This is a genomic window from Bradyrhizobium sp. CCBAU 53338 (genome assembly GCF_015291665.1).
Classification (GTDB): Bacteria; Pseudomonadota; Alphaproteobacteria; order Rhizobiales; family Xanthobacteraceae; genus Bradyrhizobium.
This window is the reverse complement of the sequence record NZ_CP030048.1, coordinates 5,113,001-5,132,715: the sequence shown is the minus strand read 5'-3', so window position 1 is coordinate 5,132,715 and position 19,715 is coordinate 5,113,001. Positions and strand designations below refer to the sequence as shown.

The window sequence follows — 19,715 nt, the reverse complement described above, 5'->3', positions numbered from 1 at the left end:
CCGACTTTTGGCGGATGCCGCGCGCTCATCCTCCGACAATGTCGCATGTCGAGGGTGTCTTGCACGGTTTCAATCGGCTTGCGACATGCGTTAAACTACGGAACTGATCGGCTTGAGTTTCAATACGCGAAACCAACTAAAGAGATAGAGAGTGTGATGACGGCGCAGGACAACAAGCTCGGCGATACCGACGACAAGATCTTCGTCGGCAAGGGAGACGAGCTGGCCTGGCTGACGCTGGCGCTCGCCAATCGTCACGGCCTTGTCACCGGAGCGACCGGTACCGGCAAGACGGTCACGCTGCAAGTGATGGCGGAAGGATTTGCGCGGGCCGGTGTTCCGGTGTTCGCCGCCGACATCAAAGGCGATCTCTCCGGCATTTCCGAGGTCGGGGAAGCAAAGGATTTCATCATCAAGCGCGCTACCGAGATCGGGCTGAATTTCGAGCCCGACCAGTTCTCGACGGTGTTCTGGGACGTGTTCGGCGAGCAGGGCCACCCGGTGCGGGCGACCGTCACCGAAATGGGGCCGCTGTTGCTGTCGCGCATGCTCGATCTCAACGACGTACAGGAGGGCGTGCTCAACGTCGCCTTCCGCGTGGCCGACGACAACGGCCTTGCGTTGATCGACATGAAGGATCTGAGGGCATTGCTCGATGCCATCGTGCCCGATAGCGGCAAGAAGGGGCCGGACGCGGAGGAAGATCCGCTCGCGCCGATCCGCAAGGCCGCCCAGGGTTTTGGCAACGTCACCAAGGCCACCGTCGGCACCATCCAGCGCCAGCTCCTGGTGCTGGAGAACCAGGGCGGCACCAAATTCTTCGGCGAGCCGGCGCTGACCCTGAAGGACTTCATGAAGACCGACCGCGACGGCCGCGGCATGATCAATATCCTCGTCGCCGACAAGCTGATGCAGAGTCCACGGCTTTACGCGACATTCCTGCTGTGGATGCTGTCGGAGCTGTTCGAGGAATTGCCCGAGGCCGGCGACCTGCCCAAGCCCAAGCTGGTGTTCTTCTTCGACGAGGCGCATCTGTTGTTCAACGACGCGCCGAAGGCGCTGATGGACAAGATCGAGCAGGTGGTCCGCCTGATCCGCTCCAAGGGCGTCGGCGTCTATTTCGTCACGCAGAATCCGATCGACGTGCCCGACCGCGTGCTCGGGCAGATGGGCAACCGGGTGCAGCACGCGTTGCGCGCCTTCACCCCGCGGGACCAGAAGGCGGTCGCAGCCGCCGCCCAGACCTTTCGGCCCAACCCGAAGCTCGACACGACCAAGGTGATCATGGAGCTCGGCAAGGGCGAGGCGCTGGTGTCGTTCCTCGAAGGCAACGGCACGCCGGCGATGGTCGAGCGTGTGCTGATCCGCCCGCCTTCGGCCCGCATCGGGTCGATCACTCCTGAGGAGCGCAAGGCGATCATGGATGCGAGCCCCGTGAAGGGCAAATACGACACCGCTGTTGATTCCGAGTCCGCCTATGAAATCCTTCAGAAGCGCATTGCCGGCACCGCTGTGACGGCCGACGGCCAGGCGGGGGCGAGCGGCGGCGGTATCCTCGGTCAGATCGGCTCGATGGTCGGCACCATCTTCGGCACCAATACCGGGCGCAACCGGCTGACGACGGGACAGCGCATCGCGCGCGACGTCACGCGTACGGTCACCGACAAGGTGGTCGGCGGCGTCGTCGCCGATCTCGGCAAATCGGTCGGCGGCCAGCTCGGCGGCTCGGTCGGCCGCGCGCTCGTCCGTGGTGCGCTCGGCGGATTGCTGCGAAGGTAGGCAGCCAGCCCCATTTGGGGCAATTCATCCTCGGCCAGGGGCACCGCGACCGGTACCGGGACAGGCACAAATTCGGGTCAGGGGGACTCTCCAAGCTTCCGTCGGTCTGCTACGTGCTGTCTGTTTCCGACTGGACATGATGTGACACTCTCGAAGCCCTCAGATGAACATCGCGCATTGCGCCTGCCGTCCCTGCGCGCGCCGCTCGATCTGCTTTTCCTGTTTTGTTGCGTCATCCTCACCGCCGATGTCCTTGGTCCCGAGATCTTCGGCCACGGCAAGACCAAGGACTACGCGCTGTGGTTCTGGGCCGGGCAGCAGGTGCTGCATGGTGGCCCGCTCTACCCAAAAATCACCGAGCTGTTTGCCTATATCTACCCGCCGCTGCCGGCGATCCTGCTCGCGATCCCGAGCTGGTTCGGCAAGATCCCGCTTTATCTCGTGCTGTCAGTCCTGAACGCGGTGGCGTGGTGGTACACGGGCATCCTCTCCAACGCGATGACCGGCTCGGATCGAAAGCCCGGGCCATGGCTCGAAGCGTTGCCGGCGTTCGCCACCGTGACCTTCGTGTTCGACATGTTCGATCTCGGTCAGCCGAACCTGCTGCTGCTGGCGATGATGCTCTACGGCTTCTGGAGCCTGCAGCATAATCGGCCCTGGCTTGCCGGCTTCATGTTCGCGCTCGCCACCGGCATCAAGATGTTTCCGGTAGCGGTGCTGCCTTATCTCGTCTGGCGCCGGCAGTGGGCCGCAGTCATCGGGATGATCGCCTTCACCTGCATCCTGCTCTTTGTCGTGCCGGCGCCGATCCGCGGCTTCGAGCGCAATGCCGCCGAGCTCAACACCTGGTACCAGGGCATGGTCGCTTCGAGCTCGGAAAAGGGGTTCGGCCAGCGTGACGAGCAGAACTGGTCATGGGTCAACCAGTCCATCATCGCGGTGACGCACCGGCTGGTGCGGCCGATCAACTACAATCTGGATGATCCCGCCAAGCCCGTGCGGACCATGAATGTCATCGACGTCGGCTACAGGACGGCGAACTGGATCGTGGTCGCGGTATCGGTTCTGCTGGGACTTGGCTTCGTTGCGGTCATGCCGTCACGGCGGCGGCGAACGGCGCACTCGGATGCCGAGGAGCTCGGCATCCTGTTCTGCCTGATGACGGTGGCCTCGCCGCTGGCGCGACAATACTACTTCATGTGGCTGTTCCTGCCGTTCACGGTGCTGATGCATCGGGCCGCGTTCGATCTGCGGCCGAGGGTGCGGTTGGGAACCTGGCTTGCGCTCGCCGCGGCCGGCATTCTCATGCTGCTGTCGCTGCCCCCATTTCCCAACGCCTTTCAGGCCTGGGGCAACAACCTCGCCGCCACGGCGGTTCTGGCGGTTTGCCTCGCCTGGCATCTCCGGCATCCGCCTGATGCGGCTAGCTCCGACGCCCCGGCAGGGTTAAAAGCCAAAGCAGCTTGAACTCAAGCCATCTTGAGACTCCAGAAGTCAGGGAATGCGACCATGGCCAACGCGCAGCTTCAATCCGTGCTCGACCACATCGACAAGGACTTCGACAACAGCCTGGAGAGGCTGTTTTCGCTGCTGCGCATCAAGTCGATCTCCGCGGATCCGGCCTTTGCCGGCGATTGCAGGGCGGCCGCCGAACATCTCGCCGGGGACATCGCCAGCCTCGGCGTTGCGACCGAGGTGAGGCCGACCGCCGGCCATCCCGCGATCGTCGGCAAGACGGGGGCGGGCGGACGGCCGCACGTGATCTTCTATGGCCATTACGACGTGCAGCCGGTCGATCCGCTCGACCTCTGGCACCGTCCGCCGTTCGAGCCAGTGGTGACCGACCATGCCGACGGCCGCAAGATCATCGTCGCGCGCGGCGCCGAGGACGACAAGGGCCAGGTGATGACCTTCGTCGAGGCCTGCCGCGCCTGGAAGACGGTGACGGGCTCGCTGCCGATCGACGTCACCTTCCTGATCGAAGGCGAGGAGGAGGTCGGCTCGAAGAACTTCGTGCCGTTCATCGAGGCCAACAAGGACGAGTTCAGGGCGGACTACGTGCTGGTCTGCGACACCGGCATGTGGGACCGCAACACGCCGGCGATCACGACGTCGCTGCGCGGCCTGCTCTATGAAGAGCTGAAGATCACGGCGGCCAATCGCGATTTGCATTCGGGCGTGTTCGGCGGCAGCGCGATGAACCCGATCCGGGTGCTGACGAAAATTCTGGGCGGTCTGTTCGACGACGACAACCGCATCACCATCCCCGGCTTCTACGACGGCGTGAAAGACCTGCCGCCCGACATTCTGGAGCAGTGGAAGAAGCTCAATCTGACGCCTGAGATGTTCTTGAAGCCGATCGGGCTCTCGATCCCGGCCGGCGAGAAGGGGCGGCTCTTGATCGAGCAGGCCTCCTCGCGCCCGACCTGCGACGTCAACGGCATCTGGGGCGGCTATATCGGCGAAGGCTCCAAGACGGTGATCCCCTCGCATGCGTCCGCCAAGGTCTCGTTCCGCCTGGTCGAGGGACAGGACCCGCAGAAGATCCGCAAGGCCTTCCGCGACTACGTGACGGCGCGACTTCCCGGCGACTGCAAGGTGGAGTTCGGCGACCATTCCGCCGCGCCCGCCGTTGCGCTCGACTGGAACATGAAGCCGCTGGCCGCCGCCCGCAAGGCGCTGACCGAAGAGTGGGGCAAGGAGACCGTACTGATGGGCTCCGGCGCCTCGATCCCGATCGTCGCCGACTTCAAGCGGACGCTCGGGCTGGACTCGCTGCTGGTCGGCTTCGGCCTTGACGACGACAACATCCACTCGCCGAACGAGAAGTACGATCTGCGCAGCTTCCAGAAGGGCATCCGCTCCTGGGCAAGGATCCTCGCGGCGCTGGCGGAGGTGAAGTAAGGGCACCGGTGCCGTAGCGTGGATTAGCCGAAGGCGTAATCCACCAACTTCGTTCCGCATACGCGTGTGTGGGGTGGATTACGCTTCGCTCATCCACCCCACGAAGCTCACCAAATAAAAACGCCGCCCGGAATTGGGCGGCGTTTCATTCCAAAACGTGCAGAGGTAGGTGACATCTACCCTACACGAAACCCCGCAAATCTCAAGATCGGTAGCCCGGCAGCTCGCGGTCGAGCTTGCGCAGCAGCGGCGGCCAGACGAGGTTGGTCGCGCGCAGCTCGGCGCGGTCGCGGTTGGCGAGCAGCTCCGTGTTCTTCTCGATCGCGATCTCCTCGACCGGATAGACCGGCGTGCCGAGCGCGCGTGTGCGCACCTGCATCGAGCAGGCACGCTCGAGGTGGTACATGCGCTCGAAGGCGGAGGCGACCGAGCGGCCGACGGTGAGCGTGCCGTGGTTGCGCAGGAGCATGTGGTTGTGATCGCCGAGATCCTTCTGGAGCCGCGGCCGTTCGTCGTGATCGAGCGCAATGCCTTCATAGTCGTGATAGGCGAGGTCGTGGGTCACGAGCTGCGCGGTCTGGTTCAGCGGCAACAGGCCTTCTGCGCTGCTCGACACCGCGGTGCCGTCGAGGGTGTGGAGATGCAGCACGCAGATCGCGTCCTCGCGCACCTCGTGGATCGCCGAATGGATGGTGAAGCCGGCCGGGTTGATGCTGTACTCGCTCTCGGAGAGCTGGTTGCCGTGCAGGTCGACCTTGACGAGGCTCGAGGCCGTGATCTCGTCGAACATCAGCCCGTAGGGATTGATGAGGAAGTGATGGTCGGGCCCGGGCACGCGCGCTGAGATGTGGGTGTCGACCAGGTCGTCCCAGCCATACAGCGACACCAGACGATAGCAGGCAGCGAGATTGACCCGTTGCTGCCACTCGGCCTCCGTCATGTTTGACGGCACTTCCTTGAGGCGGGCTTCCGCTGGCGACATGGCAAATCTCTCCGAACTTCGTTGTTGCGGGGAGGTACCCTAGTCTCGCAAGGGGCGGGCGGCAAGGCGACGAAATCGCGGCAGCCAAGCGTAGCCCGCATGGAGCGGAGCGGAATGCGCGACACTCTCACGGCCCCGGATTCGCTGCACTCTGTCCGGGCTAGGGAGAGAATTCTACGGCGCCGGGATCGACAGCAGGCTGGAAATGCTGCGGCCGCGGATGTCGTAGACGCGGGCGAACACCACGTCGTCGCGTTTGATCTCGACCATCACGGGCGCGGTGAGACCCTTGCAGTAGAATTCGCCGAGCGTCATGGCGAAATCGGCGGCATTGGAATCCCAGCCGATGGTGAAGTCGGGGCCGAGCGCGACCTGGGCCGGGCGCTGCGGACCGCACACCGCGACCTTCCATTTGCGATTGCGCGGCGGCGCTTCCTGGCGCTCGACCAGCTGCTCGCGCAGCTCGTCGGAGGCCTGCTTCAGCGCGAGGCCCCAATAGTCCAGCATGAAGCGTTCGTCGGCGCCGCGCACCGTGCCGGCGATGTGGTTGAAGTGGGTGTACTGATAGGGATGCAGCCGGATCATCTCGGCAAGCGGCAACGCGAGGCCAAAGCAGAACAACGCGAGCACGGCCGGCTGCCAGGCGCGATGGTTGGCGCGCAGCCGCTCCATGGTCCAGGCGAAGGCGACGCCGCCCAGCACCGCCATCGGCGGGATCACGAACACGAAGTGGCGGATGCCGTTGTAGAGCGCCGGACGCTTCACCATCGCGATCGCGAGCGGCAGGGCCGCCGCCAGCGTCAGCATCAGCATGATGGTCTTCCGGCGCGCCGGAACCTCGCGGCGCGGCAGCATGGCGAAGGTGCCGACCACGGCGCCGGCCGTCAGCACCAGCATCACTTCGGGCAGCTGCAGCGCGAACAGCGTCGGCAGGTAGGACCAGGGCATGTCGGGCACGGACACGAGCGCGCCGTCGAACATCTCCTTCCAGGGCTTCTCGAAGAAGTGCGAGAAATACGTCAGCGCCTCGAAGGGATTGCCGGGCTCCATGATCGACCACGGCCAGATCAGGCCCATCACGAGATAGCCGAACACGAGGCCGGGCAACAGCACGTAGACGACATGGGCGAACCGCCTGATCGCTTCGCGCGCGCCTTCGGTGCGCAGCTCCTCCAGGAACAGCGGCACGAAGCCGATCATGGCGTAGACCAGCGCGAGACCGCCGAGGATGCGGCAGCCGATCGAGAGACCCGCGCCCAGGCCCACGATCAGGATGGTGCGCGGCGTCGGCTTTGGATATTCCTCGGCAAGCCGGACCAGGCCGAGCATCAGGATGATCATCGCCACCGCGAAGGGCGCATCCTTCGGGTTCATGAACATGTGGCCGTAGAAGATCGGGCAGAGCGCGAGCAGCAGGAGCGAGGCGAGGCCCGCAAGAGGGCCGCCGATGCGGCGGCCGAGCCGCCACGTCACCGCGAGCCCGATCACGCCGACGATCGCGCCGACCAGGCGTCGCGTCTCGAACAGCTCGAGCGGAATGACCTTGTGCAGCAGCGCTGCGGCCATGTCGAAGCCGCCGCCATACATGTAGAGGTTGGCGAAAGAGAGCGCGCCGGTGTCCCTGAAGCCGGAGCCGTACATGCGCAGCAGCAGGTCGGCATATTCGGCGTGGGTATAGTCGTCCCAGCCGAGCCCGTAGTCGCGGAAGGTCAGGCCTGCGACGACGGCGACGGCAGCCAGCACCAGCATGGCGATGTCGTCGCAAGTCCGTTCAACCGAGCGCCCGAGTGGCGTGTCGATCGCCGAAGTCGTGATGGATGTCATGGCTGCTGGTGACCCGGACGACCCTCTCGGCCCTGCTGGTGCGCGCGGGCCTGCTCCCCGGAATCCCTATAGCGCAGTTCCATTACCAAGTAATTGGGCATTATGGCTAAATTCCTGATGCGACGCAGCAATTTCCGACCAATTTGGAGCACCTGACAGCTAGCTGAACGTTGCTGAAGGGAATGTGAATAAGTCCCTGATATCCTTCCCTTTAGGAACGGTGGCGGCAATTGGTCGTTGGCGAGGGACGCAGTATGACGGTATCGTGGCGTAGCGGGTGTCGCGCGTTGATGCGTGGCCGGGGGTGTGTTCGATGAACGTGGCTTTGTTGATCGCTGGGATCTTCGCCGTGGTGGCGGGCCTCCTTGCGGTCGCGTTTGGCTATTCGATCAGGGATTTCAGCCTCGGCAGCACGCTCATAACCAGCGGAACGATTGGCGTCTGCTCCGGAATGTTACTGGTCGGGCTCTACGCCGTGGTGCTCGAGCTGAAGGCCATCGCGCGTCGCCTGGCCGGGGCGGGCGCGGCATCGGAGGTACGCGTCAGGCCGGTGCTCCCGCCGGGCCTTGCGTCGCCAAATGGACTGAGTGCGCCTGCGCCGGAGCTTGCTGCGGCGGTGCGGGCCGAGCCGCCATCGCCGGCTGGGCTGCCATGGCAGGCTGAAGCGCCCGTGCGCCCAGGCGCCGAGGCGACGGCCGAGGCGGAAGTGCCTCCGCAGCCGCCCACAGCGCAGGAGCCACCGCGCCGGCGCAACCTGATGTTCGCCTCGAGCTCGCGCAAGGAGCGCGAGCGCGCCGAGGCGAAGGCTGCCGAAGGTCCACCGCCGCAGGCGCGCACCGAGCCCGCGGAGCCGGCCGCGCCCGACACTCCACACGCGAGCTTCGACGACGCCTGGCCGAAGCCGGACCGCGCGCGGCCGCCGGAGCCGTCTGCGGTGCGTCGGCCGCTGCAGCGCCCATCGTCGACCTTCGAGCCTGCCGCGCCTCAGCCCGCCGCGCCTCTGCCGGCGTCCGAGCCGCCGCCGGCCGAACAGCCGCAGGTGACGGTGCTCAAATCCGGTATCGTCGACGGCATGGCCTATTCGCTCTATTCCGACGGCTCGATCGAGGCGCAGATGCCCGAAGGCATGATGCGCTTTGCCTCGATCGATGAACTGCGCGCCCATCTCGACCAGCGTGGTGGCTGACGACCTCGCGCGTCCAAGTCAAATCTTCCGGTTCTTGTCGCGAGATCAGTAATCGATACAACTTTCCAAGTTGTCCTATTTCGGCCAAAAGTATTGTCGACACAGAATACTTCACCGTCGCTCATGCCGCGACGGAGCCTGATTGGAGAGGGGCGCGCCCATGTCGGATGCAGGGGCCAAGAGTTTCATCGAGCTGACGGCGAGCATCGTGTCGGCCTATGTCGGCAACAACCCGACACCGGCCGCCGAAATTTCGAACCTGATCAGCCAGGTGCACGGCGCCTTGACGCGGGTGTCCTCGGGACGTGTCGAGACGCCGCTCGAGCCGGCAAAGCCCGCGGTGTCGCTGAAGAAGTCGATCGCGCCGGACTATCTGGTGTGTCTCGAAGACGGCAAGCGATTCAAGTCGCTGAAGCGCCATCTGCGCACCCAGTACAACATGACGCCCGAGCAATATCGCGAGAAATGGGGCTTGCCGGCCGACTATCCCATGGTCGCGCCGAACTACGCGGTGGCCCGTTCGCAACTGGCAAAGAAGATGGGCCTCGGGCAGCAGCAGCGGAAGAAGGGGAAGTAACTCCTCAAGACGCTTCCGCGAGCGCCTCTTTCGCGTCGGTCTTGATGCGCTCGACCATCGAGCGCAGGCCGTTGGAGCGCTGCGGCGTCAGGTGGTCGCGGAAGCCGAACTCGTTGAACACCGAAATCGCGTCGGTCGCGAGAATTTCCTGCGGCGTGCGGCCGGAATAGAGCGCGAGTACGATCGCGACCAGCCCGCGCACGATGTGCGCGTCGCTGTCGCCGCGATATCTCAGGATCGGTACGCCATTGCCGCGATCGACCAGCTTCTGGAGCCAGACCTGGCTGACGCAGCCGTTCACCTTGTTCTCGGCCGAATGCTCTTCCTCGGGCATCGGTTCCAGGGTGCGGCCGAGCTCGATGACGTACCGGTAGCGGTCGTCCCAGTCGTCCAGAAGCTCGAAATTGTCCCTGATGTCGTCGATCGAAGTCATTGATGGCCCGTGGTTCCCGCTTCCCGCCAATATAGGCACGCGAGGCCGTGAAATCGATAGGATTGGGGCCCTAATTCGGCGTCGGCTCGGGTCCGTGCCATTCCAGCGCAAGATCGTCCTGGGTCAGCGTGTCGCGCGGCGCCTCGGTGGCGGCCGCGTCGCCTTCACCGGCGACGGTGATCGAGCCGGTATGGTCGGGCGCCTTCTTGTTGGTCTTCTCGTTCTTCTCGTCGGTGATCTGCTCTTTCTTGTCGTTGATGATCTGGTAGATCTTGCGCGCGCCGTCCTGGGCCCGCTGGCCGATGATGGTCGCGGCCTGGCCGCCGACCTCGCAGGCCGCCGGCTGGCGCTTGCAGAACTGGCTCATGTCGGAGACGGCCGCGGTCGCAGCCTGCACCGCGTCGGCAGCGCCGATCTGCGGCAGCTTCTCCGATTCGGGCGTCTTGTCCCGCGGCAGGAGCACCAGCACCAGCCCGAGCCAGAATGTGATGCGGAGCAGAAAGCGCATCTTATCGACCTGTACGTTAGATCCCGCGGCGGCGTTGTCCGCGCGCGTTTCGACCTAGCAACTCTCGATAAATCGCAAGTGATTGCCTTGAGCTTAATTCGCGGAAAATTGACGCAAAAATCTTCGCAAGACGAGGTCTCGTAAAGATTCGATTGACGAGGGCGGCCGTGGTTGTCCGGACCTGCATGTCCACCAATTCGAAACCATGAGCGGGGCGGTGAAACCCTGTGTTCACCATCACCGATGATGACGTCGCCAAATCGCCTAAAAATCTCCGCGATGGCGCGGTGTCCGGCCGCACGCCGATCCGCCTTAGCACTCGTTTAAGGTCGCTCTGACACGGTGGCTCAACGACAAGGAGGCGTTCCGGCGCGTCTTCCAAAGACGATTGAGCCGAAGCGCGAGACCCGTGACAGTTTTGAGTATCATCCGCGATTGTCTCGATGCACTGCTGCATCCCTCCGCGCGTTACGATGCGCTGACGCGTGCGCGCCATCGGGCCTTCATGGCGCCGCGGCTTCTCGGAAGCCTGGCCGCCTTTGCCGCATTTCCCGTCTATCTCGTGCTGCGCGGCGCGCCGAGCGCGATCGAGGTCGCGGCCTTCGCCTGGCTGATCGCGCCGATCCTGTTGTCCTGGTTCCTGTCGCGCACCGGCCGCTATGAAGGCGCCCACGTGCTGTCGTCGCTGGCGCTCGCCGGCCTGATCATGGCGGTCGCCGCCACGACCGGCGGCATCGAATCATTCGCCGCGATCTGGCTGGTCGTGGTTCCGCTCGAGGCCTCGCTGTCGGCGTCGCGTCGCGTTGCAGCCTTTGCCTCCTTGCTCGCGCTGTCCTGCGCGGGCCTGTTGATCCTGCTCGGCCAGTTCGGCTGGCTGCCGGCCGGCGAGCTCGGCGGCGCGGAACGCGGTATGATGATGGCGTTCGGGGTTGCCTCCGCAACGCTCTATGCCGCGGGCCTCGCCTTTGGCGCCGAGTCGCTTGCGCGGACCAGCGTGACGCTGCTGTCGCGCGAGGAGGAGCGCTATCGCCTCCTGGCGCGCAACATGAGCGACGTGATCTCTCGGCATCAGCGCAACGGCGCGGTGCAGTTCATCTCGCCGGCGGCGGAAGCCATGCTCGGCATGCCCGTCGCCCAGCTGCTCGGCCACGGCCTGTTCGACCGGGTCCATGTCGCCGATCGTCCGGCCTATCTCACCGCGCTCTCGGATGCCGCCCGCGGCGACGTGCGCAGCGTCGAATTCCGCCTGCGGCGCGAGCCCGCCGGCTCCGAGCGCGGTCAGGTCGATTTCATCTGGGTCGAGATGCGCTGCCGGCCGCTCGAGCAGGACCAGCATCGCGATATCACCGCTGAGCTCGAAGTCGTCGCGGTGATGCGCGACGTCACCGATCGTAAGCTGTCCGAGCAGGCGCTCGACCAGGCCCGGAGCGCGGCGGAATCGGCCGACGCCGCCAAGACGCGCTTCCTCGCCACCATGAGCCACGAGCTGCGCACGCCGCTCAACGCCATCATCGGCTTCTCCGAGATGATCGCGCAGGAGCAGAGCTTGATGCTGGCCGCTCACCAGCGCAAGGAATATGCCGAGCTGATCAATGCGTCCGGCCAGCATCTTCTGTCGGTCGTCAACGGCATCCTCGACATGTCGAAGATGGAATCGGGCAATTTCGAGATCGCGTCGGAACCGTTCGCGCCGCGCGCCTCGCTGATGCATTGCTGCAATCTGCTGGCGCTGAAGGCACGCGAAAACGGCATCGATCTGATCACCGATGCGCCGCAGGATCTTCCCCTGATGAACGGCGATCCCAGGGCCTTCAAGCAGATCGTGCTCAATCTCGTCGCCAACGCCGTCAAATTCACCGAGCGTGGCGGTCAGGTCACCGTATCCGCGTCAGCATCCGCCTCGCAGCTGACGCTGCGCATCAGCGACACCGGCGTCGGCATCGCGCCTGACGATCTCAAGCGCATCGGCGCGCCGTTCTTCCAGTGCGGCAAGACCTATGAGCGCCGTCACGAAGGCACCGGCCTCGGTCTTTCGATCGTGAAGAGCCTCGTGGCGTTGCATCTCGGCGAATTGACGGTACAAAGCAAACTCGGCGAGGGCACCGCCGTCACGGTCAAGCTGCCGCTCGTCTACACGCCGCCGCAAGCCAGGCCGGCGGACAGCAAGATCGCGACGCTGACGCCGGTGCCGCGTCATGAAGTTCAGGACCAACCTGCTCTGGTGAAGAAAAGTGCCTAGAAAGTCTGCCAACGACGAAGCTGCTCCGCGCCGCCGTGGCGCCAAGGGTGGTGCCAAGGGTGGGGCCAAGGCCGCGGTCCTGGATGTCGAGACCGAGCGCAATCTGGTGATGCGCGTGCTGCTGCACAGCCCCAAGGACACGCTCGCCGGCCTCGTCGCCGCCGCGGCCGTCAGTGCCATCGTTGCGAACGCGCTGTTTCTCCAGACCGGCCGGCATCCGGCGCCGATGTTCGGCACCGTGATCAACCTTCCCGCGCCTTCGTCGATCTCTCTGTCCAATCCCTTGCCGCGCCCGCGTCCCGTCGGCGCCGACACCTCGCCGCTCGAGCCGAAGGCGACCGAGTTTCGCGTCGAGCCGAAGCCGGCCGAGAAGGCGCCGGAGAGGCCCGCCGAGACCACGGCCTCGACGTCGCGCTCCGGCGATCCCATGACCAATCTGGTGATCAAGTCCATGGCGCCGACGCAGACGCCGTCTGCGATGGCGGTCGCGCGGCCGCCGGCGCCGATTCCGCTGCAGCAAAGCCCGGCGGCGCGTCGCCTCGCCGGCGTGCAGCGCGCGCTGTCCGAATATGGCTATGGCAATCTGAAGATCACGGGCGCGATGAGCGGCGAGACCCAGTCCGCGATCCAGACGTTCGAGCGCCAGCACAAGATGCCGGTGACCGGCCAGGTGACGGACCGCCTGCTGCGCGAGCTTGCCGCCGCGATCGGCCATCCCGTCGAATAATCGAACGTCCGCTGTCATTGACGCCGATCAATCCTCGGACCGGAGGAGCGATTTGCGTGGGATCAATGACGGTGGGAACCCTCGGTGAACATGATCGTCTCCATCTCATCAAGGGAGAGAGGTCGTCATGTTCAAGGTCTCGATTCTCGTCTGGATCATGCTCGGCACGGTACTCGCGGGCATCAGCCTCATCGTGGTGCTGATGGTGCCGAGCTTTGCCGCTGGCGCCATCAGGAACATCCCGTACGCGGTCGCCGTGGGATTTGCGCTGGCAATGCCACTGTCATACCTCGTTGCGCGCCAGATCGGTGGCGGGCAGGGCGCCGGCAAGGCATAACAAGCCGGCGCTGACACTGGCGGCGCTCGTCACGCTGGCCTATCGTTCGATTCATGCGTTTGAAATCAAATATCTGGGTCTCAGCCTACTTGCGCCGTTGCCAGACCGAAGGCGTGTTCGGCGCCGTGCGCCGTCGCGGCGCCGAGGAAGCGGGCGCGGTGTTCGTGAAGGTGTCGCTGCTCGACGGCAACGCAATGCTCTACGTGCCGGCGCCGCAGACGTCTTATGACGATGGCCGTCCCGTCGATCGCTTCTTTGTGCCGATCGCGCCGCAGCCGGTGCCTGAGCCGGCCGTGGAGGAGCGCCTGACCAAAGAGCTGCGTTTCGATCCGGACGCCTGGATCGTCGAGACCGAAGACCGTGCAGGACGGCACTTCCTCGATCTGGCGAAAACCTGACTAGCGCTCCGACGACCCGCCGCTGCCGGTGCGCACCGCCGGGCTCGAGCCGGGCTGCACGCTCGGCCGCGACTGGCTTGCGCCCGCGCGAGCGCGCTGACGGTCGCTGTCGTGCAGCGCCGGCTGGTACTTGGCGCGGGTGACGGCGAGCGTCGAGCCGCGCCAGGCGGCCAGCATCACCAGCGCGGAGCGATCGCTGAGGCGGTCATACAGCCGCGACAGCCGGTAGACCTCGTTCACGGAATTGCCGATCGCGGGCTTGAAGAACAGCAGAATGCGCTGGAAGTTCGGACTCGGCATGTCGAGCGCGCGGGCGGCGACCGCAAGCGCTTCGCCGCCGGCATCGTCGACGATCTGCGCCGCGACGCGCGCGGGCAGGATCAGGGTATCGCCGAGCTCGTGGGTGAAGCTCTCGACATCGCCCGCGATCGCCGCCATCTCCAGGACCTGGATCGCGCGCCTGGCGTGCACGGTCGGAATCCGCGGCGCGGCCTTCAGCGGTGTTTGCGCCAGGTTGTGCAGGATCAGCGCGCGCTGGCTCGCATCGGCGCGGAAGAACATGTCGTGGATCTCGGCCGCCTCTTTCGGCTGCATCGCCATGTTGGCGGCCATGCGCGCTTCCGCGTCGGTCGGCGTGCGGGCAGGCGAGGGAGCTGGCGCAGGCCGCGGGATCTCGCGCGCGAGCGGCACCCGGCGGCCTTCCTGCGCTGCGACCAGCCCGAGCTTCTGGAGGACGGGGACGGGCGTCTGGGGATAGATCGCGAGCCGCGCCTTGACGGCTGCGCGCGTCGCGTCGTCGACCTGGTCGATCAGCCGCGTCGCAAGCTCGATGAATTGCCGCTGCTCGTCCTCGCTGTGGGTGGGCGCCTGGACATACAGATCGGTCAACACGCGCAGCAGCGTCGGACGAACATCGACGCCTTCGCGGCGCGAGAGGGTCATCAGCCCGTCGAATCCGGGAAACAGCGACTTGGTCATGGAGGCGTACGCAACTCGGGAAGGACTGTTGCCTCAGCCTATCAGCGGTTCCTTTAAAGGCTCCTTAAGGAAAATGAAGTGTGAAGCAAACCCGCTCATTTCAGCAGATCTCGTGCCGTCGCGGGACGGCCGCGCGGCCCGTGCGGTTACGGTCCGAAGGCCGTGTTTACACCCCGTTAACCATAAACTGATCCTAATGACTCTCATGTTGCAGGGGCGCGTTTGGTCGCGCGGCAATTGAGAGAGCTGACATGGGGACCATCATCGAATTTCCGGCCGGTCGCCGGGTGGGCTCGTCGGGGGACGTCGCACCGCGCGCGGACACGGGGACGATCCTGATCCTTCCCGTCATTCGCATCGAGCGCGAGGCGGACGAAACCAGCGGCGACCGTGGACCGGAGCAGGGCACCGCGCCGGGGCGCCGTCGTCGTCGCCGCTAGTTCCGGCATTTGCAATGCCGGATTCCATCCACCGGATTCGTACCCTCGCATCGGCCATCCTGCTGATGCTGATGGGCGCCTCGCTCGCAGCCTGCAGCGGCGGTGATTTCGGCCGCACCCGAGCCGACATGCGCAGCGACGACATGCATCGCTGGTTGGGTGCCGAGGTCACCGGCAGCCTCGGCCTGACGCCCTCTCAATTCCAGCTTACCGACGAAGAGCGCCAGCTTCGCGACCTCGCTTATCCCATGATCGAGCCGCCGCTGTCGCGGCCGGCCTGGAAGAGCGTGTTCGGCGACTACAAGGCCCTGCCGTCGCCGTGGCGCCAGAAGATCGTGTTCGACCGCACCATGTACGGGCGCACGCTGATCGACGAGCCGCATCGCTCGCAATCCTCGCGCTATGCGCAGCTGATCGAGGACGTGCGCAACGATATCACCCGCTTCGAGCCGTTCTTCGCATGCGCGATTCGCGTCATCGATCTCGACAGGAAGCGTGACGCCAGCATGGCGCGCGTCTCCGAGCTCTCGCCGAGGGAGAAGGCGGATGCCGTCGAGCGCATGCAGGAGAACTCGCTGATCGTCCAGTGGGTACAGCTGTCGCTGGAACAGCGCGTCTCGTCCTATCGCTGGGCGCTGGAGCGGCTGGTGATCCAGGCGCCCGACAGCATGGCCGCCGATGCCGATCGCCTGATCGGCGAACTCGCCGCCCAGACCGCCAATCCGCCGGTGCAGTCGCAGCCGGCCTACGGCCGCGCGGTGATCTCGAAGGGCTGAGCGGCGGCCGCCACGGCCGCGCTGGCATCAGCCTCAGCTGCCCCTGCCGGCAGGTCCTGCCGCGACGCGCAACCGAGGAACCGGTGCCCACAGCTGTCGCCGACCCTCCCGGGCATCCCACCACCCTACCGATTGGTGATTGTTCTCCGCGGCAATAGAGGTAGGATTGGCTCGTTTTCTTCAAGTCATTTCACCCAAAGGTCCTTCGCGATGAGCGTAGACGCCGCGAGCCCGGTCAAGAGCCGCCTGGACGTCACCCTGCCGCGACAATTGCTAGTCTTGGCCGTTCTCCTGGGATGGACCGGCTCGGCTGCCGCGCTGACCAAGGAGGCGGCATTCGAGAACTGCCGGATGACCGTCGGCAGGCCGATCGTGCAGGCCTGCATGCGTGCGGGCGGGGGTGCCGATCGGGAAGCATGCCGCGCCAAGGCCTCGCCGCAGGTCCGGGCCTGCGTGATGGCGGCTTTGAACGCCGCCAACGGCCGCGCCAACGTCGCCGTCGAGCTTCCCAAGGAGGCCGCACCGAAGCTGGTCCCCGGCACGGCGCTGCCGAAGGATTTCATCGCCCCGCCGCGCACCATCTCCGACATCACCGCGATCCTCGACAGCGAAAAGCCGAACGACAAGCTGATTGCGGAGCTGAAGGCGGACGCGGATTCGACGCCCACGGGCAAGGAGTCCCGCGAGGACCTCGCTCAGTTCTATTTCGATCGCGCCAATGCGCGCGCCCAACTCGGCCGGCTCGCCGAATCCATCGCCGACGCCAACAAGGCTGTCGAGATCGGCCGCGGTGCAGTGGAGCCCAACATGATGGGCCGCCTGATGCAGCTCCTCTCGCTGCAATATGCTGCGGCTGGCGATCCGAAACGCTCGCTCGAAGTCATGCAGCGGCTGTTGCGCGACACCGCGAGCCTGCCGGGTGCCAAGGGGTATCAACTCAGTGCCAACAGGTCCATTGTCGGCATTCTCATCCAGATGGGTGACATCGCCCAGGCCGAGGCCTATCTGCGCCGGACCATGAGTGCCATCCAAGAAGCGCGAACCAGCGGTCTTCCAGGCTGGCGCACCTCCTATGCGCGCATGGGGCAAAGCTGGGAGTCGGATCTCGAAGGCACACGGGCATTGATCTTCGAGGCGCGCGGGCAGTTCGTCGAGGCCGAGGCCGCCTATCGCGTGGCAGAGCAACGCAAGCGAGCCGCCATGAAGGCCTTGCTGGACTCGGACAATCCGCCGGCTGAAACCGTCGTGCTTCAGGCGATCGACAATTTCGTGCTCAGTCAGGCCCGCATGAAGGCACGGCAAGGCCGGCTTGCTGAAGCGGAGGTCGACGCCCGCCGCGCTCTGCTGTCGCGGTTGAAAGATACTGGCAAGTACAACCCGGTCATGCCGCGCTACGTGATGGGGCTGGCCGGCATCTTGGTCGACGAGGGCCGCTACGAGGAAGCCGAGCAGCTTGGCCGCGTCGCGCTCGAGATCAACAAGACGGTCGGCGTGCCTGATGACTCGCAATCGACTGTGCAGCTGCTCTCGCGGCTCGCCGGCATTCTCAACCTGCGACGCAAGAATGCCGAAGCCAACGAGATGTTTGCGCAGATCGACAGGGCCGTTGCCAATTGGGACCCGCAGCGGCGCCAGGTCATCGAGCTCAACCCGGCGCGCATTCTCGCGCTCTACAATTCAGGTCAGCTCGACGCCGGCATCGCCGCTGCCGAGCAACTGGTCAAGAAGCAGATCGGACGGGTCGGCGAAAGCCATTTCGACACCGCCTCGGCGCGCGGCACCCTGGCTGTGGGCTTGATGCTCGCGCGGCGCGATGCCGACGCGATCCGCGAGTTCAAGGCCGCCATCCCGGTCATGATGGCGAACGCGAACGAGAATGCCGACGACGAGAACACGACCGTGGTGGCCGCGCGCAGCCAGCGACTTCAGACCATCGTCGAGAGCTATCTGCTGCTGCTCGCGCGGGCCGAGGGCACCGGCGGCGCCGTCGGTGAGGAGACCTTCAGTCTCGCCGATGCCATCCGCGGTCATTCGGTTCAGCAGGCTCTGGCGGCATCGAGCGCCCGCGCGGCTGCCAAGGATCCGGCGCTGGCCGATCTCGTGCGCAAGGAGCAGGACCTCACCAAGCAGGTCAACGCCCAGCTCGGCACGCTCAACAACGTCCTCGCCATTCCCTCGGCGGATCGCGACGAGAAGGGGGCGCAGCAAATCCAGGCGTCGATCGCGGCCTTGCGCAGTGAACGGGACAAGGCGCGCCTGGAGATCAAGCAGAAATTCCCTGTCTACGCCGATCTGGTTTCGCCGAAGCCGCCGAGCGTTGCCGAAATCCGCGCGACGTTGTCTGACAATGAAGCCATGTTGTCGTTCTATTTCGGCCAGAACGGCAGCTTCGTCTGGGCCGTGCCGAAATCGGGCCCGGTGGCGTTCGCTGCCGTCAAGGCCAAGATCGGCGACATCGAGACCAAGATCCGCAAGCTGCGCGAGGCGCTCGAGCCGCAGGCGGCGATGATCTCGGACATTCCTCCGTTCGATCTCAAGCTCGGCTACGAGCTCTACGAGCTGCTGCTGAAGCCGGTCGAGAGCGGATGGAAGCCGGCCAGGAACTTGATCGTGGTGACCAACGGCGCGCTCGGCCTGTTGCCGCTGTCGCTGTTGCCGACCGCCCCGGCGGAGGTGGCGGCGGACGAGGATCCGCTGTTCGTCGGCTATCGCAAGGTGCCGTGGCTGGCCCGGACCCATGCCGTGTCGACGGTGCCTTCAGCGGCCGCGTTGCGCACGCTGCGGCAGTTGCCGCCCGGCAAGCCCGGCCGCGGCGATCTCGTCGCGTTCGGCGATCCCTATTTCAACAAGGATCAGCAGGCCGAGGCAGAGAGCGCCGACAGCAAGGTTCAGGTCGCCGAGGTCGGCGGCAACGTCACCCGCGGCATGCCGCTGAAGCGTCGCAGCAGCCCGAAGCTCGAAGGCGTCGACAGCGCCGAGCTTGGCCTCCTGCCGCGGCTCCCTGATACGGCCGACGAGCTCAAATCGATCGCGCTGGCCTTGCAGGCGGATCCCTCGAAGGTCCTGTTCCTCGGCAAGAACGCGACCGAGAGCGCGGTCAAGACCATGAACCTGTCCGGTTTTCGCATCCTTGCATTCGCCACCCACGGTCTGGTCCCGGGCGAACTCAACGGACTGACGCAGCCCGCGCTAGCGCTGTCGTCGCCGGCGGTGACGGGCGAGAGCGGCGACGGCCTCCTGACCATGGAGGAGATTCTCGGCCTCAAGCTCGACGCCGACTGGGTCATCCTGTCCGCCTGCAACACCGGTGCGGGTGCAGGCGCCGGCGCCGAAGCGGCGTCCGGCCTTGGCCGCGCGTTCTTCTATGCCGGAACACGCGCCCTGCTGGTGACGAACTGGTCGGTGCATTCGCAATCCGCGCGGCAGCTGGTGACCGATCTGTTCAAGCGACAGGCCGACGATCCGAAACTGTCGCGGAGCGAAGCGCTGCGGCAGGCGATGATGGCCCTGGTCGATGGTCCCGGTTACCTCGACGACGAGGGCAAGACCGAGTTCGCCTACGCGCATCCGCTGTTCTGGGCGCCGTATACGATCATCGGCGATGGCGGCGTGCGATGATCGACGTGG

The 19,715-nt window shown here is 65.4% G+C and carries 17 protein-coding genes; 12 read left to right on the top strand and 5 right to left on the bottom strand.

Annotated features, from left to right (window positions below):
* The first annotated feature begins 156 nt into the window (after positions 1-156).
* From XH90_RS24180 to XH90_RS24170, 3 genes are all read left to right on the top strand, one after another.
* The gene (locus XH90_RS24180) at positions 157-1,779 is read left to right on the top strand and encodes a helicase HerA-like domain-containing protein (RefSeq protein WP_194476820.1); all 1,623 of its coding nucleotides are present in this window, start codon (positions 157-159) and stop codon (positions 1,777-1,779) included.
* A 141-nt stretch (positions 1,780-1,920) separates the two neighbouring features.
* Positions 1,921-3,246: a glycosyltransferase family 87 protein gene (locus tag XH90_RS24175; protein ID WP_194476819.1), complete on the top strand. Its 1,326-nt coding sequence runs from the start codon at positions 1,921-1,923 to the stop codon at positions 3,244-3,246.
* Positions 3,247-3,288: 42 nt separating this feature from the next.
* Positions 3,289-4,683 carry a M20/M25/M40 family metallo-hydrolase gene (locus tag XH90_RS24170; protein ID WP_194476818.1) on the top strand — a complete coding sequence of 465 codons (1,395 nt, stop codon included), beginning with the start codon at positions 3,289-3,291 and terminating at the stop codon, positions 4,681-4,683.
* Positions 4,684-4,885: 202 nt separating this feature from the next.
* On the opposite strand, the gene XH90_RS24165 is transcribed toward XH90_RS24170, so the two are convergent.
* A complete protein-coding gene (locus XH90_RS24165) occupies positions 4,886-5,665 on the bottom strand; it encodes a class II aldolase/adducin family protein (protein ID WP_028153549.1) in 780 nt (259 codons plus the stop codon).
* 174 nt (positions 5,666-5,839) lie between these two features.
* A complete protein-coding gene (locus XH90_RS24160) occupies positions 5,840-7,489 on the bottom strand; it encodes a glycosyltransferase family 39 protein (RefSeq protein ID WP_194476817.1) in 1,650 nt (549 codons plus the stop codon).
* 313 nt (positions 7,490-7,802) lie between these two features.
* On the opposite strand from XH90_RS24160, the gene XH90_RS24155 reads away from it, so the two are divergent.
* Positions 7,803-8,675 carry a DUF308 domain-containing protein gene (locus XH90_RS24155; protein WP_194476816.1) on the top strand — a complete coding sequence of 291 codons (873 nt, stop codon included), beginning with the start codon at positions 7,803-7,805 and terminating at the stop codon, positions 8,673-8,675.
* A 160-nt stretch (positions 8,676-8,835) separates the two neighbouring features.
* A complete protein-coding gene (locus tag XH90_RS24150; protein WP_194476815.1) occupies positions 8,836-9,252 on the top strand; it encodes a MucR family transcriptional regulator in 417 nt (138 codons plus the stop codon).
* A gap of 4 nt (positions 9,253-9,256) precedes the next feature.
* Here the strand turns inward: XH90_RS24150 and XH90_RS24145 are convergent, their stop codons facing one another.
* Positions 9,257-9,685 (bottom strand): SufE family protein, encoded by a 429-nt coding sequence (locus XH90_RS24145; RefSeq protein WP_194476814.1) that lies wholly within the window; start codon positions 9,683-9,685, stop codon positions 9,257-9,259.
* 70 nt (positions 9,686-9,755) lie between these two features.
* The gene (locus XH90_RS24140; RefSeq protein ID WP_194476813.1) at positions 9,756-10,193 is read right to left on the bottom strand and encodes a DUF5330 domain-containing protein; all 438 of its coding nucleotides are present in this window, start codon (positions 10,191-10,193) and stop codon (positions 9,756-9,758) included.
* A 409-nt stretch (positions 10,194-10,602) separates the two neighbouring features.
* Between XH90_RS24140 and XH90_RS24135 the strand changes: the two genes are divergently transcribed.
* The 4 genes from XH90_RS24135 to XH90_RS24120 all read left to right on the top strand — a co-directional run bounded on the left by XH90_RS24135 (position 10,603) and on the right by XH90_RS24120 (position 13,894).
* The gene (locus XH90_RS24135; protein WP_194476812.1) at positions 10,603-12,432 is read left to right on the top strand and encodes an ATP-binding protein; all 1,830 of its coding nucleotides are present in this window, start codon (positions 10,603-10,605) and stop codon (positions 12,430-12,432) included.
* On the top strand, positions 12,425-13,159 hold the full coding sequence (locus XH90_RS24130) for a peptidoglycan-binding domain-containing protein (RefSeq protein WP_194476811.1): 735 nt from the start codon (positions 12,425-12,427) through the stop codon (positions 13,157-13,159). The genes XH90_RS24135 and XH90_RS24130 overlap by 8 nt, the downstream gene beginning before the upstream one ends.
* Before the next feature lie 127 nt (positions 13,160-13,286).
* On the top strand, positions 13,287-13,496 hold the full coding sequence (locus tag XH90_RS24125; RefSeq protein WP_194476810.1) for a hypothetical protein: 210 nt from the start codon (positions 13,287-13,289) through the stop codon (positions 13,494-13,496).
* A gap of 53 nt (positions 13,497-13,549) precedes the next feature.
* Positions 13,550-13,894: a DUF1491 family protein gene (locus XH90_RS24120; protein WP_128952824.1), complete on the top strand. Its 345-nt coding sequence runs from the start codon at positions 13,550-13,552 to the stop codon at positions 13,892-13,894.
* On the opposite strand, the gene XH90_RS24115 is transcribed toward XH90_RS24120, so the two are convergent.
* Positions 13,895-14,872, bottom strand: a complete 978-nt coding sequence (locus XH90_RS24115) for a DUF2336 domain-containing protein (protein WP_194476809.1) — start codon at positions 14,870-14,872, stop codon at positions 13,895-13,897. It lies immediately after the preceding gene.
* Positions 14,873-15,123: 251 nt separating this feature from the next.
* On the opposite strand from XH90_RS24115, the gene XH90_RS24110 reads away from it, so the two are divergent.
* The 3 genes from XH90_RS24110 (at position 15,124) to XH90_RS24100 (ending at position 19,706) form a co-directional block, all read left to right on the top strand.
* Positions 15,124-15,312 (top strand): hypothetical protein, encoded by a 189-nt coding sequence (locus XH90_RS24110; RefSeq protein ID WP_194476808.1) that lies wholly within the window; start codon positions 15,124-15,126, stop codon positions 15,310-15,312.
* 14 nt (positions 15,313-15,326) lie between these two features.
* The gene (locus XH90_RS24105; protein WP_194476807.1) at positions 15,327-16,088 is read left to right on the top strand and encodes a hypothetical protein; all 762 of its coding nucleotides are present in this window, start codon (positions 15,327-15,329) and stop codon (positions 16,086-16,088) included.
* A gap of 210 nt (positions 16,089-16,298) precedes the next feature.
* Entirely contained in the window at positions 16,299-19,706 is a 3,408-nt protein-coding gene (locus XH90_RS24100; RefSeq protein ID WP_194476806.1) for a CHAT domain-containing protein, read from the top strand.
* Positions 19,707-19,715 lie beyond the last annotated feature (9 nt).